17 protein-coding genes are annotated in these 23202 nt (G+C 68.4%); 6 read left to right on the top strand and 11 right to left on the bottom strand.

Annotated features, from left to right (window positions below; translation table 11 throughout):
• Nucleotides 1-201: 201 nt before the first annotated feature.
• From G1H10_RS31225 to G1H10_RS34875, 9 genes are all read right to left on the bottom strand, one after another.
• A complete protein-coding gene (locus G1H10_RS31225) occupies nucleotides 202-1119 on the bottom strand; it encodes an ATP-binding cassette domain-containing protein (protein WP_163745193.1) in 918 nt (305 codons plus the stop codon).
• Complete coding sequence (locus G1H10_RS31220) at nucleotides 1112-2089, bottom strand: ABC transporter ATP-binding protein (protein WP_163745192.1); 978 nt, start codon at nucleotides 2087-2089, stop codon at nucleotides 1112-1114. The genes G1H10_RS31225 and G1H10_RS31220 overlap by 8 nt, the downstream gene beginning before the upstream one ends.
• Nucleotides 2086-2988 (bottom strand): ABC transporter permease, encoded by a 903-nt coding sequence (locus G1H10_RS34880; RefSeq protein ID WP_163745191.1) that lies wholly within the window; start codon nucleotides 2986-2988, stop codon nucleotides 2086-2088. The genes G1H10_RS31220 and G1H10_RS34880 overlap by 4 nt, the downstream gene beginning before the upstream one ends.
• Complete coding sequence (locus G1H10_RS31210; protein ID WP_163745190.1) at nucleotides 2946-3953, bottom strand: ABC transporter permease; 1008 nt, start codon at nucleotides 3951-3953, stop codon at nucleotides 2946-2948. Before G1H10_RS31210 ends, G1H10_RS34880 begins: the two co-directional genes overlap by 43 nt.
• A 47-nt stretch (nucleotides 3954-4000) precedes the next feature.
• The gene (locus G1H10_RS31205; RefSeq protein ID WP_163745189.1) at nucleotides 4001-5830 is read right to left on the bottom strand and encodes a peptide ABC transporter substrate-binding protein; all 1830 of its coding nucleotides are present in this window, start codon (nucleotides 5828-5830) and stop codon (nucleotides 4001-4003) included.
• Nucleotides 5831-5879: 49 nt separating this feature from the next.
• Nucleotides 5880-7088: a DegT/DnrJ/EryC1/StrS family aminotransferase gene (locus G1H10_RS31200; protein ID WP_163745188.1), complete on the bottom strand. Its 1209-nt coding sequence runs from the start codon at nucleotides 7086-7088 to the stop codon at nucleotides 5880-5882.
• Nucleotides 7088-8056: a glycoside hydrolase family 20 protein gene (locus G1H10_RS31195; RefSeq protein WP_163745187.1), complete on the bottom strand. Its 969-nt coding sequence runs from the start codon at nucleotides 8054-8056 to the stop codon at nucleotides 7088-7090. The genes G1H10_RS31200 and G1H10_RS31195 overlap by 1 nt, the downstream gene beginning before the upstream one ends.
• 18 nt (nucleotides 8057-8074) lie before the next feature.
• Nucleotides 8075-9745: a hypothetical protein gene (locus G1H10_RS31190; RefSeq protein ID WP_163745186.1), complete on the bottom strand. Its 1671-nt coding sequence runs from the start codon at nucleotides 9743-9745 to the stop codon at nucleotides 8075-8077.
• A gap of 437 nt (nucleotides 9746-10182) precedes the next feature.
• Nucleotides 10183-11331, bottom strand: a complete 1149-nt coding sequence (locus G1H10_RS34875; protein WP_163745185.1) for a GntR family transcriptional regulator — start codon at nucleotides 11329-11331, stop codon at nucleotides 10183-10185.
• Nucleotides 11332-11729: 398 nt separating this feature from the next.
• On the opposite strand from G1H10_RS34875, the gene G1H10_RS31180 reads away from it, so the two are divergent.
• On the top strand, nucleotides 11730-12878 hold the full coding sequence (locus G1H10_RS31180; RefSeq protein WP_163745184.1) for a M20 family metallopeptidase: 1149 nt from the start codon (nucleotides 11730-11732) through the stop codon (nucleotides 12876-12878).
• A gap of 49 nt (nucleotides 12879-12927) precedes the next feature.
• Here G1H10_RS31180 and G1H10_RS31175 read toward each other — a convergent pair whose 3' ends face one another.
• Both G1H10_RS31175 and G1H10_RS31170 read right to left on the bottom strand, forming a co-directional pair.
• Entirely contained in the window at nucleotides 12928-14910 is a 1983-nt protein-coding gene (locus G1H10_RS31175) for a PAS domain S-box protein (protein WP_163745183.1), read from the bottom strand.
• A 59-nt stretch (nucleotides 14911-14969) separates the two neighbouring features.
• On the bottom strand, nucleotides 14970-15983 hold the full coding sequence (locus G1H10_RS31170) for a LacI family DNA-binding transcriptional regulator (RefSeq protein ID WP_163745182.1): 1014 nt from the start codon (nucleotides 15981-15983) through the stop codon (nucleotides 14970-14972).
• A gap of 328 nt (nucleotides 15984-16311) precedes the next feature.
• On the opposite strand from G1H10_RS31170, the gene G1H10_RS31165 reads away from it, so the two are divergent.
• From G1H10_RS31165 to G1H10_RS31145, 5 genes are all read left to right on the top strand, one after another.
• Entirely contained in the window at nucleotides 16312-18105 is a 1794-nt protein-coding gene (locus tag G1H10_RS31165) for a glycoside hydrolase family 2 protein (protein WP_376778682.1), read from the top strand.
• 21 nt (nucleotides 18106-18126) lie between these two features.
• Nucleotides 18127-19464 carry an extracellular solute-binding protein gene (locus G1H10_RS31160; RefSeq protein WP_163745181.1) on the top strand — a complete coding sequence of 446 codons (1338 nt, stop codon included), beginning with the start codon at nucleotides 18127-18129 and terminating at the stop codon, nucleotides 19462-19464.
• Between the two features lie 86 nt (nucleotides 19465-19550).
• Nucleotides 19551-20525 (top strand): carbohydrate ABC transporter permease, encoded by a 975-nt coding sequence (locus G1H10_RS34265; protein ID WP_216853846.1) that lies wholly within the window; start codon nucleotides 19551-19553, stop codon nucleotides 20523-20525.
• On the top strand, nucleotides 20525-21424 hold the full coding sequence (locus tag G1H10_RS31150; RefSeq protein ID WP_163745179.1) for a carbohydrate ABC transporter permease: 900 nt from the start codon (nucleotides 20525-20527) through the stop codon (nucleotides 21422-21424). The genes G1H10_RS34265 and G1H10_RS31150 overlap by 1 nt, the downstream gene beginning before the upstream one ends.
• A gap of 53 nt (nucleotides 21425-21477) precedes the next feature.
• Nucleotides 21478-22827 (top strand): sialidase family protein, encoded by a 1350-nt coding sequence (locus tag G1H10_RS31145; RefSeq protein ID WP_163745178.1) that lies wholly within the window; start codon nucleotides 21478-21480, stop codon nucleotides 22825-22827.
• Nucleotides 22828-23202: the final 375 nt, after the last annotated feature.

Below are 23202 nucleotides of genomic sequence, written 5' to 3'. Positions count from 1 at the left end.
AGCGGAACTGACCTGACCAAGGGCACAACGGGACGAACAACCAACCGGGAAACCGGCAACTGATCGACCCTGGGCCCTAACGTCAGACATCATTTCCTCTCCAGTTCCCGACCCGACTCACAGCCCGGGCCACCACCGCCGCGGTGGGCGGGGAGACCCGGCGTCTCTTCGTGTCAAGCAGGTGTGCCAGGCGCTCGGATGTCACGAGTCGCGCACGTAATGCCCCGGCGCCACCTCGCGCAGCGGCAGGTCGACGGCCTGCGGGCGCCACGGGTCGGCCGGCACCGGAAGCGGGTCCCGCGTCACCGGCAGAACGGCAGCCAGCAACTGCTGCGTATACGGATGCCGCGGAGTGTCGAACAGCACGTCGGTGGGTGCCACCTCCACCACCTGGCCGAGGCACATCACAGCGACCCGATCGGCGAAGCGCTCCACGACCGCCAGATTGTGCGAGATGAACACCACGGTGAGGCCGAGCGCGGTCCGCAACTCGTCCAGCAGCGCGAGCACCTGTGCCTGGATGGAGACGTCCAGCGAGGACGTCGGCTCGTCGCACATCAGCAACTTCGGTTCCAGGGCGAGCGCCCGCGCGATGGCCACGCGCTGCTGCTGGCCCCCGGAGAACTGCCGCGGGTAGTGGTCGGCGAATCGCGGATTGACCCCCACCATGGTGAGCAGCTCGATCGCGCGCTGTCGCCGCGAGGCCTTGTCTCCCCGCTTGTGCAGCCGCAGCGGCTCTGCCACGTTCCCGGCCGCACTGTAGTGCGGAAGCAGCGAGCCGTACGGATTCTGGAACACCATCTGCATCTGCGCCCGCAGCCGGCGAAGATCGCCGCGGCGCACCGTGGCCAGGTCCACGCCGTCGAAGGTGACGGTGCCGCGGGTGGGCGGCATGAGCCCCATCATCAGCCGGGCCACGGTCGACTTGCCGCTTCCGCTCTCACCGACCAGACCCAGCGTCTCGCCATGCCGGACCGACAGCGACACGTCCCGGACCGCGTGCACCTGCCCGGCCCTGGTGTCGAAGATCTTGTCGACGTGGTCGACGCCGATCAGGCGCCTGTCCGCCGGCTGAGCGCCGGCCTCGGTCTCGTCGCGTCGCACCGTGAGCTCAGACATGCTGCACCGCCTTCCAGCAGGCGACCTCGCGCTGCCCGTCCTCGGACCAGGGCAGCAGCGGCTGTTCCTCCTGGCCGCATCTCTGCTCGGCTTGCCCGCAGCGCGGGTGGAACGCACACCCGGGCGGACGGTGTGCCAGGTCGGGCGGAGCGCCGGGCACCGGCTGCAACGGACGGTGCCGGGCCCCGACCTCCAGCGTGGAGGAGAACAGGCCCGCGGTGTACGGATGCGCGGGGCGCTCGAGCAGCTGCCGGATCGGACCGCGTTCCACCACCCGCCCCGCGTACATGACGATCGCGTCGTCGCAGAAGTACCGGGCCACGCCGAGGTCGTGGGTGATCATGATGACGCCGGTGCCGCGCGCCTTCAACTGTGCCAGCAGGTCCAGCAGCTGTCGCTGTACCGTGACGTCGACGGCCGTGGTCGGCTCGTCGGCGATCAGCACCGACGGCTGGGTGACCATGGCCGTGGCGATCATGGCCCGCTGCCGCATGCCGCCGGACAGCTGGAACGGGTAGGTGCGGATGCGCTGCTCCGGTTCCGGGATGCCGACGTCGCCGAGCGTTTGTATGGCGCGCCGCTTGGCCTCGGCCCGATCGCAGACACCGTGCCACAACAGGTGCTCGGTCAGCTGGCGCTCCAGCGTCAATGTCGGGTTGAGCGCTTCCATCGCGTTCTGGAAGACCATGCCGATGTCGCGCCCGCGCACCTTGCGCATCTGACGTTCGGACAAGCCGAGCAGGTCGGTCCCGCCCAGCCGCGCCCGTCCGCCGGCGACGCGTCCGGTCTTCGGCAGCAGCCGCATGACGCTGCGCATGGTCACGCTCTTACCGCTGCCGCTCTCGCCGACGATGGCCAGCGCTCGACCGGGTTTGACGGTGAAGCTGACGTCATCGACCACGCGCAGGACCCGATCGCGCAGGACGAACTCGGTGCGCAGCCCTTCCACCTCGAGCGACGACGCACTCATCGGTCCTCCCCGCTGGTGTCGAAGGCGTCCCGGATGCCGTCTCCCACCCAGGTGAACGCCAGCAAGGTCAGCGCGAACAGGGTGGCCGGCAGGAACAGCAGATGCGGCGCGGCCAGGATGTAGCTGGTGCCTTCCGAGATCATCGATCCCCAGGAGGGGGTGGGCGGCTGCACGCCGAGTCCGAGCAGCGCCAGCCCTGCCTCCGCACCGATCGCCGCCGGGATGGCGAAGCTTGTGGTGACCAGCAGTGGCCCGATGGCGTTGGGCAGGATGTACCGGAGCGAGATCGTCACCCCGGAGGCACCCATCGACCTCGCCGCCTCGACGTACTCGCGTTCCTTGACGGTGAGCACCTGAGCGCGGACCAGCCGCGCCTGAGTCACCCACGATGAGATCCCGATGGCCAGCATCACCGCCCAGATGCTGCGTCCCATGACGGTGACCAGCACGATGGCGAAGATGTAGCTCGGGAACGCGTACATCACGTCGGTGATGCCCATGAGTCCCTGGTCGACCCGGCCGCCGATGTAACCGGCGGACAGCCCGATCAGGATCGCCACCACCAGCGACGCCAGCTCCGCACCGAACGCGACGAACAGCGCGGTCCGCAGCCCGTAGACCAGCCGGCTGAAGATGTCCCGGCCCAGCAGGTCGGTGCCGAGCAGATGCCCGTCGGTCAGCAGCGGCGCCAGCCGTGCGTCCGGGTCGGTCTCGGAGAAGTGGTACGGCGCGATCCAGGGCGCCGCCAGCGCGGTCACGATCAGCAGCGCGCAGAAGATCAGGCTCACAAAGGCGAGTCTGTTGGCCCGGAATCGGGCCCATGCGCGAGACCAGTGACTTCTGGCCCGCTCGGCCGTTACGCCGGCTGCTGCTGCGGGTTCTTCTGTGAGCGTCGCCACCGGTTGACACCCCCTGCCGCTCGGATTCGGGGATCGAGGTACCCGTAGACCAGGTCGACGATCAGGTTCATGGTCATCAAGATCAGCGCGAAGAACAGCGCCGTGCCCATCAGCAGGGGCATGTCCCGGCTGGCGGCCGCCTGGGCGAAGTACAGCCCCAACCCGGGGATGCGGAACAACGCCTCCACGAAGACGGTGCCGGTCATCAGCGCCGCCAGCAACGGACCCAGCACGGTCACGATCGGGATCAGCGAGTTGCCAAGCGCATGCCGCGTGATGACCGTGGCGCGCGGCCCGCCTTTCGCCAGCGCCGCGACCACGTACTCTTCGCGCAGCGTCTCCAGCATGCTGGACCGGACATATCTGGCGAGCACGGCCGTCGGCCCCAGCACCAGCGCCAGCACGGGCATGATCATGTGCTGCGGACCGTCCCAGCCGCTGGACGGCAACACCCCCAGCGTGAGCGTGAAGAACAGCACCAGGATGACGCCGGTCAGATAGTTCGGCAGCGCCGTGCCGAGGGTGATCAGGAACATCGTCCCGTGGTCGGCTGCGGAGTTCTGCCGGACCGCCGCGTACACACCGATAGGGATGGCGATCATCAGCGACAGCGCCACCGCGATGAGGGCGATCGTCGCCGAAATCGGGAATCCCTGCGCGATGATGTCCTGGACATCCTGCGTCGGGTACTTGTACGAGGGTCCGAAGTCCCAGGTGGCGGCGCCTTTCATGAAGATCAGGTATTGGCGCCAGGCCGGGATGTCGTCCCCGTAACGGGATGCGAACGCGTGCACCATGTCTTCGGTGCCGGCGCCGCCGAACTGGGCGGCGCCGGCACTGATCCGTTGAATGTCCGCGAAGTTTCCCGGCGCCATCTGGAGCAGCGTGAAGGTGATCGCGGATACGGCGATCAGGGAGAGCACCATCCGCACGACACGCTTGCCCAGGTATGTCATGAAGCTCATGGCGTGCCCTCCCCGCGCCGTTCCGGCCGTACGGCCATCGTGTTTCCTTACTGTTCGTCGGCCGCGATGCTGATGCCCTTGAAGTAGTAGGCATCGGACGAGGGCCTCAGGTTCAGTCCTTGTACCGTCGGGCGCACCGCGAAGTAGCGGTCCTTCCACAGCACCGGGATGATCAAGTGCTGCTCCTCGCGCAACTGAGCCGCCTGCGTGAACAGCTCCTGCTGCTCGGCCTCGTCGGCGCTGTTCATGGCTTGGTCGACCAGGTCGGCGAGTTCGTGCGAGGCGTCGCTGGCGTGCTCGTCGAGCATCTCGGCCAGCTCGGCGTTGCGTTCCGAGATCGACAGCTCGCCGTCGGCCTGGACCTCCTGGTACTCAGCCCAGACGTCGGCCGGAAGGCTGAACTCCTGAATGTCGCGTGGCGACCAGAGCGAGCCGACCATGGTCGGCCAGTCCGGCGTGCCGGCGAAGGAGCCGTAGTAGAAGCCCACGTAGTCCTCGTCCTGCACCGCCCAGCGGCGCTCCACGAGCACACCCGTTTCCACGGTGTCGGCCTTCGCGTCGATGCCGAGGTTACGTCGCCACGAGTCGACGATGGCCTCCACGTCCACGTTCGAGCTGCCGGCCAGCAGGTTGATCTCCGGGAACCCCTCGCCGTCCGGGTAGCCGGCCTCGGCGAGCAGCCCCTGCGCCTCCTCGACGTCCTCGTTGACCTCGATGCTCTCGTCGTAGCCGGGGACGATGCCCAGCACCAGCGAGCGGCCGGGCTGGGCGTCCGGGGTCACCTCGGCGATGTACTCCCGGTCGAGCGCCAGGGAGAGCGCCTTGCGGATATTGACGTCCTCCAGCAACGGGTTCTCGCTGCGCAGCGTCGCCAGGTACACGTAGGAGACGGACGGGGCGATCTGGACGTGGTCGGCCAGCTCCGGGTCACTCTCCATCCGGATGATGTCCGCGTTGGCCAGCCCGACGATGTCCACCTCGTCGTTCTCGTAGGGCACCGTCGCCGCGCCGGTGGTCCCGCCCTCGAGCAGCGCGATCTCGATCCGGTCCAGGTGGACGTTGTCCGTGTCCCAGTAGTGCGGGTTGGGGACCAGCTCCATGCTCGAGTTGGTCACCCACTGATCGATCATGAACGGACCGTTGCTGACGATGTGCTCGGCTTCCTGCCAGTCCTGTGGGTGTTCCTCGACGGTGTCCATGTGCAGCGGCAACATCGACGGATGGGTCATCGCCAGCAGGAAACCAGGGGTGGGGGAGGCGACCTCGATCTCCAGCACACGTTCGTCCACCGCCCGTACGCCCACCTCGGACCAGTCGTCGGTGGCTCCCTCCAGGAAGTCGGTGGCACCCTTGATGTTGGTGGCGCTCTGGTAGGAATTGGCCCCCGAGGTGCTACCGCCGGTCTCCCCGGCTTCGGGTGTGAACAGTCGCTGGTAGGTGCGCTCGAAGTCCTCCGCGGTCAGCGGGTCACCGTTGGACCAGGCGGCGTCCTCGCGGATGTGGAAGGTATAGGTCAGCCCGTCGTCGGAGACCTCCCAGCTCTCCGCCATACCCGGCAGGACGTCGGTACCGTCCTCGTTCTGCACGACCAGGCCCTCGAAGATGCCCTTCGCCGACATCCACATGCCGAAGGTCACGACCTGCGGGTCGATGATCGGCAGGTTGCTGCTGGACAGGCGCAGGACCTGCTCGGCCGCAAGTTCGGCATCGGAGCCGTCGGCCCCGCCGGAGCCGGCGTCGCCGCCGGTGCCGCTCGCGTTGCCCCCGTCGTCGCCGAAGAGGGAGCAACCGGACAGGGCCAGCGCAACGGCTACCGCCGCGGCGGTCGATCGGCGTCTGCCGGTGCTGCGCCCGGCCGGCCGGCTACGTGTGCTCATGATTCCTCCGTGAACCTCGATGACCGTGGTGTCCGCGGACGCGGACACGTCAGAGTTCTTCCGAGTGCTTGAGAACCTTGCGGATGGCGGTGGCGATGTCCTCGGCGTCCGCTGCGGTGCCGAGGAGGGTCTGCGGTGACAGCCACATCGCCTCGGCCACCACGTGTTCGGTGGCCGGGAGCTCGGAGATCGGCTGTGGCCGTCCGAGCGTGGTGGTGATCGTGTGGATCTCGTTGCGGATCGCTTCGTTGCGGTGCAGGCCGACGTAGCCGCCGGAGACCGGGATACCCTCGGCCGCCAGCGCACGGACGAAGCGAGTCTTGCGCTCCGCACCGCCGAGTCCGGCGACACGGAAGGTGAACAGGTGCCGGCCGTGCGCGGTGACGCGCTCGTCGATGTGCGGTACCTCGATGCCGGGGACATCGGCCAACAGCTCGGTCAGCAGCTGCCAGACGGCGGTCCGGCGGCGCGTCTGCTCGGGATGCCGGCGCAGCTGCTCGCGGAGGATCGCACCCTGGAACTCGGTCAGGCGCAGGTTGAAGGCGATCTGCTCGTGCTGGTACCAGCCACCGTCCGGCACCCGGCCGACGTTGGCCTGAGCGTACAGCCGACGGCCGACGTCGGCGGCGTTCGCCACCACGGCGCCGCCTTCCCCGGAGGTCATGTTCTTGCTGGTCTGGAAGCTGAACATGCCGGCGTCACCGAGTGCACCCACCCGCCGGCCACGCCACTCAGCGCCATGCGCCTGCGCGGCGTCCTCGATCACCGCCAGCCCGCGACGCCGGCCGAGGTCGGCGAAGGCGTCCATGTCACAGGGCTGGCCGGCCAGATGCACCGGCATGATCGCCGCGGTCCGCTCGGTGATCGCGGCTTCGGCCGCCGCCGGGTCGAGCAGATGGGTGCCGGCATCGACGTCGGCGAAGACCGGAACGGCGCCGATCATCAGTGCCGCTGTGGCGCTGCCGATGAAGGTGTAGGCCGGCATCACCACCTCGTCGCCGATACCGACGCCGAGCGCCTTCAGGGCCGCGGTCAACCCCAAGGTGCCGTTGCAGACCGCCACGCAGTGCTCGGCCTGCTGGTAGTCGGCGAATGCACGCTCGAATTCGCGGACCGCTTCGCCGCTGGTGCTGCCCCATCGGCCGGAGGCCAGCACCGCCGCGAGCGCACGGGCCTCCTCGTCGCCCGACACCGGCCATGCGGGGAACGGCTCGGTGCGTACGGGACGACCGCCGTCGATCGCGAGTTCGGCGGACATCACGCCTGCTCCGCTTCTGCCGCGTCACGCTCGATCGCGCGCTTCACCTGGGCGACGGCCTGCAGATGGTGATCCCTGAACTCCGAGGTGGTCGGCTTCCACGTGGTCTGCAGGAAACCCAGCAGCCGGGACCGGTCGAGGCGGCGGCGGCAGAATTCCACCGTCGCCTCGAAGCTCTTCGCCTGCCGGTAGTTGCTCGCCGTGGGTATCTGGTCGAAACCCTGATCGTCGAGGTCGAGATAGGTCAGGTACCGCCAGTCCCGGTTCTCCGGAACCGGCATCACCCGCGGACGGTCGTCCTCGTTCTCATCGGTGAAGTTCAGGTCGTAGTGCCAATTGCTCTGCACGATCGACCTCGGCATCTTCCAGTAGAACTCCTGCGGATGCCGCCAGGCGTGATCCGACCACACCCACGGGCGGGCGCCCGTCTTGGTCACCTCGTCGGCGAGGAAGCACAGGTCCTCCCACCACAGCTCGTGTTGCCGGATCACCACCAGTCGCGATCTGGGCTGGTTCTGCGCGGTCTCCTCGTCCATGCCGAGGTGGAACAGCCGCGGACCGTCGAAGAGCTCGCCGACCTCGGCGATCAGGTCCTGACAGACCTGGTAGTACACCGGGGTGGACACCTGCCGCTGATACATCCCCAGCCACGCGTCGTGCCCGGTGCTGAAGTTCAGCTTCGGGATCGGCTCCAGTCCGAGTTCGCGCAGCCGCGCGACCTCCTCCTTCAGTCGTGCCGTGCTCCAGGCGTCCGTCAGCGCGATCTCCGGGTGTGACTCGTACCGGATGGCGTCACCGAGGTCGAGGACGGCCATGTTCAAGCCGTCCTCGGCCATCTTCTGGGTCACCTCGGCCCAGACGCCGTCGTCGAACTGCATGGAGTCGCGCCATGCGCTCAGCCGCCGCGGCTCGGGCGAGTCGCTCCAGAAGTTGTAGCTGATGTGCAGCAAGTTTGCCCAGATCGTCATTGCTGTCCCGTTCGGTTGTTACTGGTTGGAGCGGCGCCGGGTAGAGGTGCGCCAGCGGTGATACCGGCCGTTGGCCGCGCCCTGACGCGCGCCCCAGTTGAGCATCGCGACGCCGAGCAGGCGGGTGCCGCTGGTCGGCGTGGGCTGGGTGTCGCGGTCCGCGTAGATGTCCAGACAGTGCTGGAAGATCGCTGGGTCCGCGGGGGTGAGGGCCATCCAGCGGGCGGCGCTCAGCGGATTCGACCGCAGCGCCCCGTCGCCGGTGACGACGTAGTGGACCGAAGCCACGCCGTCTGCATCGGTCCCGGCCAGATTCTCGGTGAACGTCGCCGCGATCTTCGCGATGTCCTGGCTGGTGAGGACGTATCCGTGCTGGTGCGCCAGGGCGGCGAAGTCGACGTCGATCGCGCCGTGGCTGTAGTCCTCGTAGTTCTTGTAGCCGTTCGCCTCGGCGTAAGACGGCTTGTGCAGCGAGATGTCCGTCTCGGCGGAGCCGGTCTTGCCATAGCCCTCCCAGGCCGCCGAGTACGTGGGGAAGTAGTACCAGATCGACGTCGTCGTGCCGTCGGTGTCCTGGTCGATCAGCTCCGCCTTGAACATGGCGGCCAGCGCGTTCGCCCGGTGGACGTGCTGGGCGTCGCCGCTGACCGCGGCCAGTTCGAGCACGGTACGGCCGAGAGCCAGCGTCATGTTGAGCGGCTGCGCCTGGCCGTCGAAACCGAACGGTGTCCCCTTCTCCCAGAAGTAGTAGCCACGCCCGTCATCCGTCTCGCGCCACTCGTGGTCGTGCACGGCGACGGCGGCCTCCACCGCGGCCAGGTACTCGTCGGCCTTGTCCTGGTAGTACTGCTCGTGAGCGAGCTGGGGGTCGGACTTGACGATGCGGACGAAGCTGGCGATCGGATACGTGATCATGCCGGTGTGCACGGCCAGGATCACGGGCTGCGCGAACATGTCGTACGTGCCCTCGGCCGGCCGGGTACCGATGTCCTGGTCGTGGCCGGTGCACAGGATGCTGCCGGGGTAGTCGTCGTAGATCCGCTGGACGGCGTAATCGGCGCTGGAGGGGTCCATCGTCAGGTCGGCGAAGGTGTCGGTGAAGTCGAACTGCCCGTTGTGCACCACCAGGGAGAAGGTGTCGCCGGCGCCGTGGGTCACCGTGACCTGTGTGGTGTCGGCGTAGTTGCGCCCGCTGCGGATCTGCAGTGTCGGCCGGCCGCCGGCGTCGAGCAGGTCACAGAAGCCGACGGTGTACGGGTTCATCGTGCGCCAGGCCGGTAGGGAGAGCCCGCGATAGTCGGTGACCCCGCGCTCGCTGTCCCGGTGGGTGAGCATGATGTCGACGTTGTCGATCAGCCGATCGAGGTACGACGTGTCGCCGTGCGCGAGGTACATCATCACGAAGCTGCGTAAGGCGTAGGACTGCTGCCAGGCAAGCGCGCCGGCTTCGTTGTTGTTGTCGGGGCCCTGGCCGCCGCTCTGGTACGCCGCGTCGAACGCGTCGAACGCCTCGGGCGTCGTGTAGTCGAATGTCGTGGACGCGAAGGCGGGGCCGGTGGTGACGGCGCCCAGAGCGCCGGCGGACAGACCACCTGCGGTGAGGAGTCCGGCGTTACGGACGAAGCTGCGCCTGCTCATGCCGGCGGGCGTGGTGGAGCCTGTGGTCGGGACGCGGGGCGGTGTTGCCATGAACGTCTCCTCTACTCGGAAACAGGGCACGCGCTTGATTGCAGAGAGTCTGTTCTGTATCTCATTGCTTGTCAACTGCTTCTCTATAACGAAAACGTGATGAAAATCCGCGGTGCGACGGTCTGGGCGGGTTCGCCCATCGGGCGAACCCGCGTCCGCTGCGGCTGACCTGTCGCCCGATCGGCCGGTGCCTGCTGGATGTCGGTGCCGAGGTTTCGCGCAGGCGTACCAGCCGTGGCCAGTCGATTTGCCCTGTGTCGCCTGCCTGCGGCGTTGGATCATGGAAGCTGCGCTGTGGCGAAGCTGTGTGATGGCTGCGGCTGCTCAGGTCAGCGGCGCCGGCCCTCCGGCGAGAAGGTGGCAGGCGTGCGTGGCCGCGGCTCGGTAGCTGACGTCACAATATGGAAACAGAGGGAAGCAGTGTTTCCTTCGAGGTTCTATGCGCGCGGACTGGCCGGCGCGGTCTCCTCCGTCTCGGGCCAACCGTTGCGGGAGTCGACGCGGCGGATGACCGGCATCGGCAGCCGGCGGTCTTCAGCTGGTCCGGTGAGCCGGCCGTGTCGTCGTTCCCACAGGATCTGGGCCGCTTCCCGGCCGATGTCCTCGCATGGCACTCGCACGGAGGTCAGGATCCCGTCGCCGGCTTCGGATATGTCTTCGAAGGAGACCATCGCGGGCCAGCCCTCCGGGGGCACGCCGGCGTCTCGCAGCGCGGCCAACAAGCCGAGAGCCGCATTGTGACTGGCGCACACTACCGCGGTGACATCCCGCCGCAGGACGACGGCATGCGCCGATTCGCGGGTGGCCTCCACCTCGCGCTCATAGGAGGCGGGGGGTGTGTCGGTCAGGAAGCCGATCGTGTCCGTGCGCTCGCCGAACGTCTCCATGGCCTCCCGCCAGCCCTGCATGCGTAGCGCGGACCAGTGGTACCGGGGATCTTCGCGACCGGGGGTATGCAGTCCGAGGAAGGCGATGCGGCGGTGGCCGCGTTGCCACAGGTGCTGAGTGGCGGCCCGGCCGCCGTCCTCGTGGTCCACGGTCACCATGTCGACGGTCTTCGTCGGGTCTTGCGGCGTCATGGGGATCGATGCCCAGCGGACGCGCGCCGTCGACGCGTCTCCGATCCGGAGCAGATCCTCGCCGCGATCCGGCATCGCCAGGAATGCCCCGGCGACGGGGGGAAGCGTTCCTTCTTCCGCACGTCGAAGCGCGACGTCTACCTCCATCGTCGCGCTCGCCGCGCCCAGCTGGGTGACGCGCTCCTCGAAACCGAAGCGGACCCGGTCCACGGTCGACATCGTGCCCGAGCGCCGCCTGGGCTGGACGAGCATGAGGTAGCTGTCCGGATCCGCGCTGGCCGTGTCCGCGACGAAGACGCCGACTCTCGGCACGGTCCGCAACAGCCCTTCGTCCACGAGCTTTCTCAGCTCGGACGTGACGGTGCGCGGCGAGAGCCGGTACTTCTCTTGCAGCTCTCGCACCGTGGGAAGCATGTCGCCGGGGTGCAGGCGGCCATCGCGGCATGCTTGCCGCAGGTCGTCGACGAGAGCTTGGCGCTGCCGCTCCGACGTTCTCCGGTTAACCACCCTGATGCCCTCTCTCTGCTTCCCGACGGTCCGGTGACAGCCTAGCGCAGGAGATGCGTTCTGTGATCTCTTCGGCGAATTCACAGGTTAACGCCCTTCCATCCTAAGGAAGCAGGGGGTAGCAAACGCCCGCGACGGATCCGTTCGCCCTCTTCCCTGGCGCGCTGTTTTTCATTGTGGCATACTCTGCAACTCATATAGGGAAGCAATAAGACTCAAATAGGGAAACACAAGTTGGTCAGCTTGGAGGCAGCTGCCTTGACTGAGAGCACGTGGCTGCGGAGCAGCCCTCGTCCTGGCGTCCGCGCAGGTCACGTGGACGGATCGGACTCCGAAGCGGTCGGCGCTCGCCGCCGGCTCACTCGGCGAGGTGCAGCCTTCGCCGCCGAGAGCGTGAGGTGACGGTGGAACGCGACGGCACGGCGTGGCTTTCTTTGCTGGAGGAACTCGTCAACACGGACAGCGCCCCCGGGGACCACACCGGAATCGAAGCCGTGTACAGCAGACTCGTGCCCGTACTGGACCGGCTGGGTCTCAGCGTCCGGCAGCGTGCGACGGACGGTGGACCGTCCGTCCTGGTCGCGCGGCGTTCCGGCAGCCGGACACACCGCAGCCGGGTGCTGATGGTCGGACACGTGGATACGGTCTTCGACCGCGGCACGGCGCAGGCGCGTCCGTTCCGGATGGCCGGTGAGCGGGCCTTCGGCCCCGGCGTGGCCGACATGAAGGGGGGTCTGGTCGTCATGCTCGCCGCGCTGAGTGAACTCGGCGAGGACGCGTGGGACGGTCTTGACCTCACCATGGTGTTCAACGGGGACGAGGAGTCCGGGTCGCCGTTCTCCCGGCCGGTGATCGAGGAGATGGCGACCGGCCGGGACGCCGCGCTCGTCTTCGAGGCGGCCAGGCCGTCCGGAGCCGTGGTCACCTCCCGGCGCGGAGTGGCGCGTTACCGTCTCGACGTGACGGGGCGGGCATCGCACAGCGGCTCGAATCCGGGGGCCGGAGCCAACGCGCTGGAGACGCTCGCGCACAAGATCCTCGGCATCCAGCAGCTGGGCCGCGACGTGGACCGGGCCACGGTCAACGTGGTGCTGGCCGACGGCGGTACCCGGCCCAACATCATTCCGCCGGTCGCGTCGGTGCATGTGGACGCCAGGTTCGACGACGAAGCGGAGCGAACCGTCGAACGTGGGCTCCAGGCGCTGGCGGGCCCCGGGCCGGTCGAGGGGACCACCACCCAGGTGACGCGATACGGGGGGCGGCCGGCGTTTCCCCGCCCGTTCGACTGGCTCGCCGGTGAATACGTCGACGCCGCGAAGACCCTCGGGTTGCGGATCGAGACGGTTGCGGCCGGCGGCGTCTCGGACGCGAACTTCACCGCCGCTCTCGGCGTGCCGACGCTGGACGGCCTGGGGCCGAGCGGCGGCGGCGCGCACACCGATGATGAGTACATCGAGGTGGCCAGCCTGGCCGAACGCGCGTCGGCCTGTGCGGTTCTGCTCAGCCGGCTGGCGCGACCCCGGGCCGCGCCGGGCGATCAGCGCTGACCCGGCCCTCGATCCGTGTGCGGCCGGGAAGCCACGGCCCGGCCCCGCATCACGCTAATGGGATCGTCAGCACGAACGTGCCGGCTGGGCGGTCCGGCGACTCGGGCTCGTAAAAGGCGTCGCCGCCATGCGCGCGTGCCAGTTCACGGACGATGAACAGCCCCAGGCCGGTGCCGCCGTCCCGCCGACCGGTCGCGAACCGTTCGAACAGTCGTGGCCGTACGGCCGAATCGACACCTGTGCCGGAGTCGGTCACCGTGATCCGCGCCGTCCCATCGCCGGCTTGCGCGGCGATGTGCACGGGCGGCATCCCGTGCCACAAAGCGTTGCCGACGAGGTTGCTCAGAGCCTGAGATAAGCGGTCGGCGTCGGCGAAGACCTCGATGTCCGGGGCCGCGTCGACGGTGATCTCGGCGTCGGGGTGGGTCGCCTGGTGTGTCCGCGCCGCGCTGGACAGCAACGGGGCGAGCGGCGTTCGCGACTGGTGGAGCTGGAGTGAGTGGCTGTCGAGCGTGGCCGCCGTGAGCATGTCCGAGGTGAGCCGTTGCATGCGGTTGGCGCTGTGATGGATGGTCTCCAGCAGGCCGGCTCGCTGCGTGGGGTCGAGTTCCTCCCAGTGGGTGGCGAGCGTCTGGGCCGAGCCGCTGAGCACGGAGAGGGGAGTGCGGAGTTCGTGGGCGGCAACGGCCAGGAACCTGGACTGGTCCGCGGTCTGCTGCCGGAGCTGCGCGTTGAGTTCGTGCAGCGAGATCTCGTCGTCGGTCGGGTCGGCACGGCCTCGCCCGGCTCGCGGCGGGATGTCCGTCCGTCCAGTCTGGTCCCGGGTCACCTTGGTGAACCCGATGTGCTCTCCGTGCTCGTTGTGTACCGCGGTGATCACTACGAATGCCCAGAACCGCGTGCCGTCCTTCCGGTAGCGCCAGCCCTCTTCCGCATACTGCCCGTCCCGGATCGCCGCATCCAAGACGTATTCGGGATGACCTGAACGGCGTTGCTCGGGGCCGTAGAAGACGCGGAAATGCTGCCCGATGATCTCTTCGGCGCTGTAACCTTTGATCCGCTCCGCGCCGACATTCCAGCTCACGACGGTTCCATCCGGCGCCAGCATGAAGATGGCGTACTCGCGGACGGCCTCGACCAGTAGCCGGAACCGTTCCTCGCTGCGCCGCAACTCGTCCTCGGCGACGCGCTGGGCGGTGAAGTCCTGCAGTTGCAGGAAGATGTAGAGCGGCTGGCCGGTGGAGTCGCGGACCGGCGCGAGTGTGGCCAGGACGGTGCGCGGGTTATCAGGATGGCCGGCCTCGTGCTCGAGTTGGGCCAGTTCGCCACCGTCCTCGGTCAACTCGGCCAGGGCGGCGTCGAACTGATCGCCCTCCCCGGCGGTCAGGCGGCCGTAGTCCACCCCCACGAGGTCTTCCGGGCGGCAGAGCATGAGCCTCGCGAGCGCCGGGTTGGCGCGGATGACACTGCCGGTCAGAGTCATCGTCGCCATCCCGATCGCCGACTCGTCGAACACCTCGCGGAAGCGTTCCAGGTGCTCGTCGAGGACGCCCTGGCCGTCCTCGGCCGGATGCGGCTTCCGCTGCCCTCCGACCGCACCGGTGATCAACCGCAGGCTCCGCACGGGTCGCCGCGCGAGGCGGCTCTCGGACTCCTCCGAGGGCAACACGTCCAGCAGGCGCTGCGCGACCTCGTCGATCGGTGTGGACTTCTCGATGAAACCGGCGGCGCCGAGCTCGACGGCCCGCGCGGCGATGTCGCGCTCCTGGAAGCCGCTGTAGAAGACGACGCGCGTGCTGGGAGCGACGGTCAGAATGGCCGGCAGCGCCTCCAGGCCGTCCATTGTCGGCATCGACATGTCCAACAGCAGGACCGACGGCTGGTGACGGTGGGCAAGACCGATCGCCTCGGTGCCGTCACTGCCTTCTCCGACCACCTCGAACAGGCGTGAAAGCCTGAGGCGCGTCGTGATCAGCGAGCGCACCTCGGGTGAGTCCTCGATGACGACGATCGTCGGCGCGCGATGCCCCATCACGCCCCATTATTTCCCAGGATCGCGCTGTTCGCACGTCGTGGGGTGGGCTGGACCTGCTACCCGCCGCTGCGCTGCGAACTCTCGCGCACCTGCAGATCCCACGGAGCGATGACGGTGGCGGCGTCGGTCTGGCCGCTGTCGATGCGTTCGGTCAGCTTGTCGAGCGCCGTCTGGGCGATCCATCGCTTGTCCGGACTGACGGTGGACAGCGACGGCATGCTGTAGCGGCCGTCCTCGATGTCGTCGAAGCCGACGATGGCCAGCTCCTCGGGGACCCGGACGCCCAGATCATGCGCGGCACGCAGTGCTCCGAGCGCGAGCAGGTCGCTGAAACAGAACAGTCCGTCGGGCGGTTCGGAGAGCTTCCACGCCGCGTGCATGGCGGCCGCTCCCTCGTCCCGGGTGAAGCGCGCGGTGGGGAGGACCAGCGCGGGATCGAACGGGATACCGGCCGCGGCCAGCGCGGCGCGGTACCCCTCCAGCCGCGTGGTGGTGGTGCCGCGCGAGATGGAAGGGTGCACGCCGACCGCGCAGATCCGACGGCAGCCCTGCGCGATCAGGTGGGCGGTGGCCGCCTGTGCGGCGGCATGGTTGTCGATGCGGACATGGTCGAACTTCGGGTGGTCGTCCTCGCCGAGGAAGACGACGGCGTGTGAAGCCGGGATCTCGCGCAACTGCTCGTCGGTGAGCCCGAGTGGGCTGACGATCAGGCCGTCGAAGAGAGCACTGCGGTCGGCCCGCAGCACCAGGTCGCGCTCACGTTCTGGGTCGCCGCTGGTCTGGTCGATCATGACGGTGAAGCCGCGTGCGGTCCCGTCCTCGACGATCGCCCTGGTCAGCTCAGCGAAGTACGGGTTGTCCAGCTCGGGGAGGACTAACGCGATCAGGTTCGACCGGCCCTGTTTCAAACTGCGGGCGAGCAGGTTGGGGCGGTAGCCGAGCTCGTCGAGCGCCGTCTGCACCCGGGTGCGCAGCTCGTCGGAGACGGCGGCGTAGCCGTTGACGACGTTGGAGACCGTCCGGATGGATACCCCGGCTGCCGCGGCGACGTCGCGAAGCGTGGGCGGCACTGAGATCCTCCTGCGCGGAACGGGTCGGTGATGTGGACGTGCTTATCCTAACTCGCCTCGGACGAGGTATTGCATCGATGCAAGAGATCGTGCACACTATCGCGGCAAGAGGAATGCATCGATGCAAAACCGGGCGTCGTGCACCGCCACGACACGCCATCCGGGACGAAGCGCGCCAGCCGGACGAACGTCACGACGGCGGGCGGGTCACGAGTCCGCCGAACGAGGAAAGGCCGCAATGCCAGAGAACGCCATGCCAGACAGCACGAGGCCAGACAGCGTAGGGCCAGGTCACGCGAGGTCAGATGACGCGACGCGGGACGGGTCCCTGCCGGCGGGCGGCTGCCCCCGCCCGGAGTACCCCCGCCCTCAGTTCCGCCGGGCCGAGTGGCTCTGCCTCAACGGCACCTGGGAGTTCGAGATCGACCAAGGCGACACGGGATTCGAACGCGGCCTGCACGAACGGAGCCTGAGCTCCAGGATCACCGTTCCCTTCGCGCCCGAATCGGAGCTGTCGGGCATCGGGACGGACGACTTTCTCAATGCCGTCTGGTACCGGCGTGAGATCACCGTTCCGGCCGGTTGGGCCGGGCAGCGGGTGCTCGCGCACTTCCAGGCGATCGACTACGACGCCACGGTGTGGGTCAACGGCACGCAGGTGGGCCGGCACCGCGGTGGGTTCACACCGTTCTCGCTGGACATCACCGATACCTGTGCGCCGGGCCGACCCGCCGTCATCGTCATCCGGGCCCGCGACCGGGCGACCGGTCCGCAGGCCCGAGGGAAACAGTCGCAGCGGTACCGGCCACATGCAGCCGTCTACCGCCGGACCACCGGGATCTGGCAGACTGTCTGGCTCGAACCGGTTCCCCAGACGCATCTGCGACGTGCGCGGATCACCCCCGACGCGGTGTCCGGTGCCTTCCACATCGAGGCCCCGATCACGGGAAACCGGCCGGGTCTGCGGCTGCGGTACACGGTCTCCGACGGCACCGGCACGGTCGCCGCCGGCGATGTTCCGGCCGACGCCGGGCTTGCCGCACGGGCGCACGTCGTCGTTCCGGCCGAGCGCGTACGGCGGTGGTCGCCGGACGATCCGCATCTGTACGATGTCCGCCTCGAGCTCATCGATGCCGACGGGCAGGTCCTGGACCGCGTCGACTCGTACGCGGGGCTGCGATCGGTCGCCGTGCACGGAAACGCGATCCTGCTCAACGGCGAGCCCGTCTTTCAGCGGCTCGTGCTGGACCAGGGGTTCTATCCGGACGGCATCATGACCGCGCCGTCCGACCAGGACCTGGTTCATGACATCGAGCTGTCCCAGGCGGCCGGCTTCAACGGAGCGCGGCTGCATCAGAAGGTCTTCGAGGAGCGGTTCCTCTATCACGCGGACCGGCTCGGTTACCTGGTCTGGGGTGAGTTCGCCGACTGGGGATGCAACGTCGGCGGCGAGGACGGCGACCAACGCCCGGACATGTCGTATGTCAGCCAGTGGCTGGAGGCGGTGGAGCGGGACTACTCGCATCCGGCCCTGATCGGCTGGTGCCCGCTGAACGAGACCCGCGAGGAGATGACCGACGAGATCACCCTGCTCGACGACGCGACCCGCGCGCTGTTCCTGGCCACCAAGGCGTTCGACACGTCCCGCCCGGTGCTGGACGCCTCCGGATACGCGCACCGCGTCGCGGAGACCGACGTCTACGACTCGCACAACTACGAACAGGACCCCGCCGAGTTCCGGGCTCAGATGGCGGGCCTGGAACAGGGGCGGGCGTACACGAACACCGGACGTGCGGGCCGGATCTGGTCGTCGCCGTATGCGGGGCAACCGTATTTCTGCAGCGAGTTCGGCGGGATCTGGTGGAGCGCCGACGACGCCCCCGGGCCGGACTCCTGGGGCTACGGCCGGCCGCCGGCGACCGAGGACGAGTGGCTCGACCGGTTCGCCGGCCTCATCGATGCGCTGCTCGACGACCCCGGCATGTTCGGTTACTGCTTCACCCAGCTCACCGACGTGTACCAGGAGAAGAACGGGCTGTACACGTTCGACCGCAAACCGAAGTTCGACGTCGAGCGGATCCGCGCGATCCAGACCCGCACGGCCGCGTACGAGGAGCGATGACCGCGAACGGAAGGTGATCAGATGCCACACCACCATGTCGGCGGATCGCTGACACGCCGGAATGTCCTACGCATCGGTGCCGCGGGAGCGGCCGGTGCGGCGGCCGCCACCCTCGGTGGCTGCGGCGGTACCGTCTTCGGCGCCGCGGACCAGGTCCGTTACTGGAACCTGTTCAGCGGCGGTGACGGCGAGCGCATGCAACGGATGGAGGCGGCGTACCGCACGGCGCACCCGGAGACCAACCTCGAGGCCGTGACCCTGACCTGGGGCGCGCCGTACTACACCAAACTCGCGATGGCCGCCGCCGGCGGCCGGGCGCCGGAGGTCGGCGCCCTGCATCTCACCAGGCTGGCCAGCATGGCTCCCGGACGCCTGCTGGATCCGTTCGACGAGGACCTCCTCGCCGACGTCGGGGTCCGCCGGCAGGACTTCCCGGAGCACCTGGTGGAGCGGGCGAGCGTCGGCGGTGAGCTCTACGCCGTCCCGTTGGACGTCCACGGCCTGGTGCTTTACGTCAACCGTGAGGTGGTGCGGCCCACCGGCCTGCTGGACTCCGCCGATCGCCTGGCGGAGTTCCGCGGACCGGCGGACTTCCTGAACGCACTGGACGAGATCCACACGGCGACCGGCGAGATCGCGCTGGCCACGGCGAACGATCCGTCGTCGCTGTGGCGCCTGTTCTGGACCTTCTACCGGCAGCTCGGAGGCGACATCCAGCTGCCGGTGGGGGAGCGCGTTCAGTATGACCGGGACGCGATGGTCGAGGTCATGGAGTTCTTCCTGGAGGTCTTCGACGGCAACCGGGCGTCCGCGACCCTGGACTACGACGCCGGTGTCGCGGCGTTCCAGAACGGCATCGCCGGGCTGCAGCTCAACGGCAGCTGGGAGCTCCCGTCGTACGCGGACGCCCTGGAGACCACGGGCAGTCCGGACTTCACCATGCTGCCGGTGCCCGCCGTCCTCGGGCCGGAGCCCGCGGTCTGGGTCGACTCGCACGCGCTGGTCCTGCCGCATCAGGATTCGAGGGACGACGCCGGCGATCGGCGCGCGTACGAGTTCATCGCCACGTTGCTCGAGAACGGGCTGGTGTGGGCGTCGGGTGGGCACATTCCCGTCTACGAGCCGGTCTCCGCAAGCGACGAATACCGCTCGCTGGAACCCCAGTCCAATTACCGGAGCACCGCCGCCGACGGGGAACTCGACCCTGAGGCGTGGTTCGCCGGAGCCGGGTCCGACTTCCACAACCAGATGGGCCAGGTGCTGAACGCGGTATTCACCCGCTCCATGTCCCCGGACGACGGGATCTCCCAATGGGAGCGGGCGATGAACCAGCTGCTGAGCACGCCCAGCCCCGTCTGACACGCCCAGCCTGTCTGAGCACGTCCAGCGTGTCTGAGCACCTCCAGCGAGACCGGTCCGATCGTCGTCGATTCGAGAGGACGTCAGTGTCGACTCCAGCTGTGCACACCCCGGCTCAGGGCACCGGCGCCACGTCTGGCCCCCGAGCCTCCCGCCGCCCGTCCCCGCGGCTGTCGCTGCATTCACCGCCGGCGCTGCGCCGGATCCCACCGGGGGTCTGGTTCGTGGCTCCGTTCATCGTCCTGTATCTCGTCTTTCTCCTGACCCCGATCGCGCTCGGGCTGGTGACCAGCTTCTTCAACACCAGCCTCGCCGGCGGCACGGGGGACTTCGTCGGGCTCGGCAACTATCGTGAGTTGCTCGCCGACGACGCGGTCGCCAGCAGCGCGGCGAACACGCTGCGGTTCACGCTCTACAGCACGCCGCTGTTGATCGTCGTCGCACTGGTGATGGCGCTGCTGACGCACCGCAACATGCCAGCCCGCTGGCTGTTCCGGCTGGCCTACTTCATGCCGTTCCTGGTCCCGGTCACCGTCGTGACCATGATCTGGACGTGGCTGCTCGGCACCGACTTCGGCCTGATCAACGGAATGCTCGACGGGATCGGCCTCGGCCCGGTCAACTGGCTGGGCGAGCCGGCCGCGGCGATGACGTCCGTGGTCATGGTCACCGTCTGGTGGACGGTCGGGTTCAATTACCTGCTCTACCTCGCGGCGTTGCAGGGCATCCCGGAGGAGCTGTACGAGGCGTCGTCGATCGATGGAGCGAACGCCTGGCAGCAGCTGTTCCGGATCACGCTTCCGTTGCTGAGACGCACCACCGGCCTGATCCTCGTGCTCCAGCTCATCGCCAGCCTGAAGGTCTTCGACCAGATCTACCTGTTGACCAGCGGTGGCCCGAACTTCTCCACCCGTCCGATCCTCGAGTACATCTACGACGTCGGGTTCACCGGCCTGCGGATCGGATACTCGTCGGCCATCTCCTACGCCTTCTTCCTGGTCATCCTCGTCATCGCCCTGATTCAGCTGAGACTGTTCTCCCGCAAGGAAGGGAGCGCATGATGAGCGCGCCGACAGTGCCACTCGATACGCCCCGTCCCACCGGCGACGGCCGGCTCCCCAGCCCGCCGCGGCTCTTCACGCCACGGCTCGGCCGCGTCTGCATCTGGGTGGCGGCCGCCCTGATCGCGTTCGTCTGGCTGCTGCCGATGCTCTGGGCGCTCGCGACGTCGGTCAAGCCCGAGGCGGAGACGACCGCCTACCCGCCCGAATGGACAGCCAGCCGGTTCACCGGCGAGGCGTACCGGCAGGTGCTGTCCCAGGGGGACCTGGTCGTCTGGTTCCTCAACTCGACGATCGTGGCGGTGGCCGTCACCGTCATCACGGTGATCACGTCGGCGTGGGCGGCGTACGCGTTCGCCCGGCTACCCTTCCGCGGGCGGAACGCGTTGTACGCGCTGACGATCGCCGGCATCATCGTCCCGGCCAACGTGCTGGTGGTCCCACTGTTCCAGCAGATGCGGATCATGGGCATGGTGGACACCTACTGGGGGATCATCCTTCCGCAGGTGGTGGCGCCGGCGATGGTGTTCATCCTGAAGAAGTTCTTCGAGGCGGTGCCGCGCGAGCTGGAAGACGCCGCCCAGATGGACGGCGCCGGTCGCGGGCGCATCTTCTGGATGATCGTGATGCCGTTGTGCCGGCCGATCCTCGCCGCCGTGTCGATCTTCGTCTTCATCGGGGCGTGGAACAACTTCTTCTGGCCGTTCATCGTTACCTCGGACCCGGATCTGATGACCCTGCCGGTGGGACTGGCCAACGTACAGAACGCGTTCGGTGTCCGATATGCGCAGCTGATGGCGGCAGCCGTGCTCGCGGCGCTGCCCCTGGTGCTGATCTTCTTGTTCTTCCAGCGCCAGATCGTCCGTGGCGTCGCGACCGCCGGGCTCGGCGGGAACTAGCGTCCTGCGGCCACCTCGTCCGTAAGCCGTGTCCACCCACTAGGAGGAGCAGCATGTCCCTGACTCAACGTCGTATCCGGTCCGCGAGTGGCCGATCGGCCGCGCTGGTCGTCGCCGCCCTGCTCGCGATCGTCGCGTGGGCAGCCCCGCCCTCGGCCGCGGAGAGCCGCGTGTCTTCAGCCGCCGATCAGGCGGCAGCCCGCGCAGGCGCGGTCGAGCCGAGCGCGACCGCCGCGGGCACACTCACCGCGGGCACGTCCGCTCCCAGCGCGGCCGCTCCCAGCGCCGCCGACCCCGGCCCGTCGGCACGCCGAGGCGTCGAGCCGACGCTGCTGACCGACGCGGTGTCCATGTATCCGCGCGGGATCCGGCTGCAACACCAGGACGGCGACGCGGACGGGACGATTGTGGCCAGCGTGACCACGTTCACCGACCGCGGCGGCGAGGCCGCGATCTTCGCCAGCGACGACGACGGCCGCAGCTTCGCCCAGATCGCGTCGGTGCCGGTGTCTCAGCGCAACGGGCAGCAAGGCCTGTGTTGTGGGACGCTGTACGAGCTACCCCAGCGCATCGGCGACCTCGGGGAGGGCACGCTGCTCTACGCCGCCAGCGTCGGCCAGAACGCCGGCGCCGAGCGGCGGATGGACCTCGACATCTGGCAGAGCCAGGACGCCGGCCACACCTGGAGTTACCTGTCGGCATGCGCGAGCGCGCCGAACAGCGGCGGCCTGTGGGAGCCGGAGTTCTCCGTCGACGCGGACGGCCGGCTGGTCTGTCACTATGCCGATGAGACGGACGCGCTCGACGGCACGCAACGGTTGGTCCGCGTGGTCTCCGAGGACGGGGTGCGCTGGGGCGAGCGGAGTTACACCGTGCAGTCCAAGCCGGGTGCCACCCGGCCGGGGATGCCGATCGTGCGGACGCTGCCGGACGGCAGGTACGTGATGATCTTCGAGGTCTGCGGCCGGCCGGGTCAGTTCGACTGCGCGGTGTACTCGCGACGTTCCGACGACGGCTGGAACTGGGGCGATCCGGAGGTTCACGGCGACATCATCACCAGCGTCCATGGCCGGTATTTCGCGCACGCCCCGACGCTGTCCTGGGTGGACGACGGCACGCCGGCGGGGAAGCTGCTGCTGATCGGCCAGTTGTTGAAGGAATCCGACGGCTCGGTTGCGGACGGCAACGGTTCGACCATCTTCGTCCAGCGCAACGGCAGCTCGGCGTGGGTCGAGGCCGCGGCGCCGATCGAGATCCCGGACGCCCGCAACCATTACTGCCCGAACTACAGCTCGTCGCTCGTTCCGCTCGGCAACGGCCGGGACTTCGTGGAGCTCGCGTCGGATATCGGCGACGACGGGGTCTGCCGGACCTGGTTCGCGCGCGGAAGCATCCGCCCCTGACCTGACCTGACCTGCCCGTCACGCCGGGCAGCGCGCCGGCTTGTTGAGCGTGAGTGTCGCGTTCGGTCGCCCACAGGACGACTTGACGCAACTTACGCTCAACAAGCCGGCCGTCGGCGGCCGTTGCCGTTCGGAGACCACTCTGGCACGCTGTTGGTTAGGGTAGGCTACGCTACTGCGAGATCATCATGTGCGTCGATGATGCGGATGCGTGGTCAGCGGATGCGTGGTCAGTGGGCCGGCACACTCGCGGTCTGGGCGATGGGGCCCGGCAGCCTGGGAAGCCGGATCAGTCCGCAGCGAACGGAGTGCAGGTGCGCGACACACGGCGTGACACACGGCGCAACGTGGAGCGCGGCGCAGAGCGTGTCACAC

The sequence above is a fragment of the Phytoactinopolyspora halotolerans genome (genome assembly GCF_010550675.1).
Classification (GTDB): Bacteria; Actinomycetota; Actinomycetes; order Jiangellales; family Jiangellaceae; genus Phytoactinopolyspora; species Phytoactinopolyspora halotolerans.
The sequence above is the reverse complement of the archived record's forward strand: the minus strand, read 5'-3'. Positions and strand labels throughout refer to the sequence as shown.